The following is a 3,406-nucleotide window of genomic DNA, read 5'->3' as shown; positions in this document are numbered from 1 at the left end:
CGGTCTTGGTGCTGACCGGCTTGCGCGACTATGTATTCGCCGATTGTACGTTCGGACAATCGCAACGAGTAAGGCTATTAGAGACAATACGCTAACTTTCATCGTTAGCATACATTGCTTAGCGCATGCACAAGCACCGCGTGAAAAACACATAATCCGACACCGAAAAACCGAATCCTATAAAGGGATGGGCTATTAGCAAGCTATTGAATAAATTTGAATACACCGAAGGGATGCCGCACCTGTAGCGGGTGTGGCAGGCGGGAACTACAAGCGTGTGTATCGAAACCTGTAAGGACATTCTTACAAAAGGATTTGTTACATTGCCGCCCGCCGCATGTCCGGACGAAGAGTATCGGCGCATCAAGCCCGCGGGAAGCGAATAAAGGTAACCAAGTGGATTAGCAGTTGGCGGCGCCTTGTTATCTGGCTGAATAGATATAGACGGAGATTGATATGAAATTGCATGATTCGAACAAATTAAAGATACAGCGCGATGCCTGCGGGTTATTTTGCCATACAGTCTTGGCGAAACTTTTGACCAGCTTCGCCGCTACCATTATCAGCAATGCCTGCGACAGCCACAACTTAACCGTCAATATGCAAAACCTCACCACCGACAGTGCAGCTTATAACACCTTGCTCAATAAATTGATCATCCTGGATCATTTCAACGGCTGCACATTTAACACCGAGCTGCTGGGAGCGGCATCATGCGACAAAACTTGGAACATGGCGGTATGAGAAGGTCAACAAAATGTATTAATGCAAGACCTGACCCCTTTTGGCTTTGCCCCCTTTTGGCTTACTTCAACGGCCGCACCTTTAATACCGTGCCGGCTGGCACGGCGGCGAATGAGTCAATATGGAAAATAGCGGCATGACGATAACATCAATACACTCGGTAAAACATACCAACAACAGATTCGAACAATTTCAACAGGAGAACATCAACATGGCATTCGTAAACGAAAAAATATCGGACCAAGATAAAAAAAGACTGTTGTCAACTATTACGTTTGAAAAGGTAAAGGAGCGCGACCGTTGGATTCACGGGTTTCACATTAGCACAACAAATACATGGACGTGCGATCATGATCGAGGCGTTTACTTGGTTTGTTTGGTTGGCAAGGGCCGAGAAGATGATCAGCTAGCTTATTACGCACTGGGTATCGAGAATGACTTTGTTATTTTCAAGCTTGAGGACCATTGGTTAGGTGACGAATCTGTTGGAATGGAGCATCACTGGACTGTACACGATCTTAAGATACCCAAAAACCTCGAATCGCGCAAAGAAGAAATTAAGCTCTTTATTAGGGAAGGGCTGAAAGAGTCCGCATATTTCCGACCTTTTGCCAATGGCGGTACTCGAGATAACCCAAATACAGTTGAGCGTTGGAACATACTCTCTTTTAACGTCGAATTTAAATAAGCAGGGAACAAAATCATGGCGCTAACACTTAACGAAGCACTCGGCAAAATCGGTACCGAAGGTTATACCGGCGTTGCAGGTCTACAACGATTGGTCAGCGAAACTTCTGCAATTGCCCGCAATGCCACGACAAACGCGCTGACTCTGTTATACAGCGGCAAGATTGGCGAGCTTGAAGCTTGGCAAGCCGCCAATGAAATCAGCGACCATTCGTTCGATGCCAATGGCAAGAAACAGGTGGTTACGATTGCTGACACGGATGTAGCGGATTTATTGGAGCATAAAGATTTCACTGATGCCCTTTTTGAAGCAGTTGGCAAAAATGAAGCTGAGTACGCCCGCATAATGGATGGCAAAGACCTTTCCAAAAACCGTATCAGCAGTGACAGCTTGTGGGATATGGCTTCCAAGATGCTTGCCCGTTCGGCACCGGGCGATTATCTTGCCATAACGCCTAATGCGCTGGAAAACAGCGTATTTTCTCAATCCGAACTCACCGAAATTCTGAATAATCCCGATCTGAGCAATCGCCGCATTAATGGTGATTCAGTGGAGGATTTACGACGCTTGCAAAGCGATCTGGTTACCAAAGGCCTTGCTATAAACGATGTTGAGGCTAGCCGGATGACTTTGGACTATGTCAATCGGCAATCTGCCCTGCAAACCGAAAATTTAAAATTTCAGATCGATTCCGAAACTAAAAAGTTAACTGGCGTTGGCTCTCAAGAATATTTTCAGAAACTAAATTTAAATAATTTATCCGTTGAACGCGGTGCGGATATTCTAGGGCGTAATGCGGAAGTCTTAAAAATTCCGGTGACAGTCGCCGAGCAGGATGCTTTGAAAAACTTTATGGCGACCAACGAAGTGCTCAAAGGCTATCATCAAGAACGACTTACCCTATTCGAATCCGTGGGCGACTTAGCTCATGCCGCAGAAACGAGCAAATCCTTGGGTCGCGCAAACGCCGCTGGAATAGTTATGGGATTGATGCTTATTGCATCAGAAGCTATCGCCGCGGAGCAAGCAGGTAACCATGACCAAGCGAAGCAAATCATTGCAAATGGTCTGTTAGATTTTGCCGAAGGGGCGGCGATGTTCGGAGGCGCCCAACTTGCAGCAACTGCAATTGGTGCACTTCTTGGGATACCACTTGGAGCCTTTGTTGGAGGGGTATTAATGGTATACGGTGCTTACGAGGCAATTAAACTTGCTCCGGTATTATTTGACAGCATCTCCAACCTCTTCACCTCAGCCACCGTCGCCACCGCCCCCGTCCGCCGAGACCCCTTAACCTTCGACCTGGACAACGACGGCCTGGAAACCACCGGCATCGACACCGCCAACCCCATCTACTTCGACCACGACGCCGACGGCGTCAAAACCGCCACCGGCTGGGTCTCCGCCGACGACGCCTTTTTGGTGATGGACAAAAACGCCAACGGCAGCATAGACAACGGCCGCGAACTGTTCGGCGACGCCTTTATCAAAAGCGACGGCCAACTGGCCGCCGACGGTTTCGACGCCTTACGCGACCTTGACAGCAACGGCGACGGCATGGTGGATGCGTCCGACGCCCAATTCGCCAACCTGCGCCTGTGGCGCGACCTGAACCAGGACGGCGTCAGCCAAGCTAACGAACTGTTCACGTTGGAAAGCCAAAACATCGCCGCCATTCACACCGGCAGCACCGAACACAGCCAAATCCTTGCCAACGGCAACCAACTGGCCGACCTGGGCAGCTTCGTCAAAACCGACGGTAGCAGCGGAACTCTGGGCGAGGTCAGCGGCAATCTGGGCGACATCAACCTGGTGCAGGATACCTTCCACAGCCAGTTTGCCGATACGCTGGACACCACCGGCTTCGAAACGCTGCCGGACATGCAGGGCGCCGGCCAAGTGCGCAGCCTGCGCGAAGCCGCCACCCTGTCGCCGGTATTGGCGCAACTGTTAACCGACTTCGCCGCCGCCGAC

3 protein-coding genes are annotated in these 3,406 nt (G+C 49.9%); all 3 read left to right on the top strand.

Features of this window, described 5'->3' with window-relative positions; translation table 11 throughout:
• The first annotated feature begins 456 nt into the window (after window positions 1-456).
• Window positions 457-744, top strand: coding sequence for a hypothetical protein (locus NP596_RS20605; protein ID WP_256617263.1), 288 nt, complete (start codon window positions 457-459; stop codon window positions 742-744).
• A gap of 211 nt (window positions 745-955) precedes the next feature.
• A complete protein-coding gene (locus NP596_RS20600; RefSeq protein ID WP_256617262.1) occupies window positions 956-1,432 on the top strand; it encodes a hypothetical protein in 477 nt (158 codons plus the stop codon).
• Window positions 1,433-1,447: 15 nt separating this feature from the next.
• Window positions 1,448-3,406, top strand: a 1,959-nt coding sequence (locus NP596_RS20595; RefSeq protein WP_504130743.1) for an SPM autocatalytic domain-containing protein, incomplete at its 3' end; no start/stop codon positions are given.

It is taken from the genome of Methylomonas rivi, assembly GCF_024505165.1.
GTDB classification, from domain to species: domain Bacteria; phylum Pseudomonadota; class Gammaproteobacteria; order Methylococcales; family Methylomonadaceae; genus Methylomonas; species Methylomonas rivi.
The sequence above is the reverse complement of the archived record's forward strand: the minus strand, read 5'-3'. Positions and strand labels throughout refer to the sequence as shown.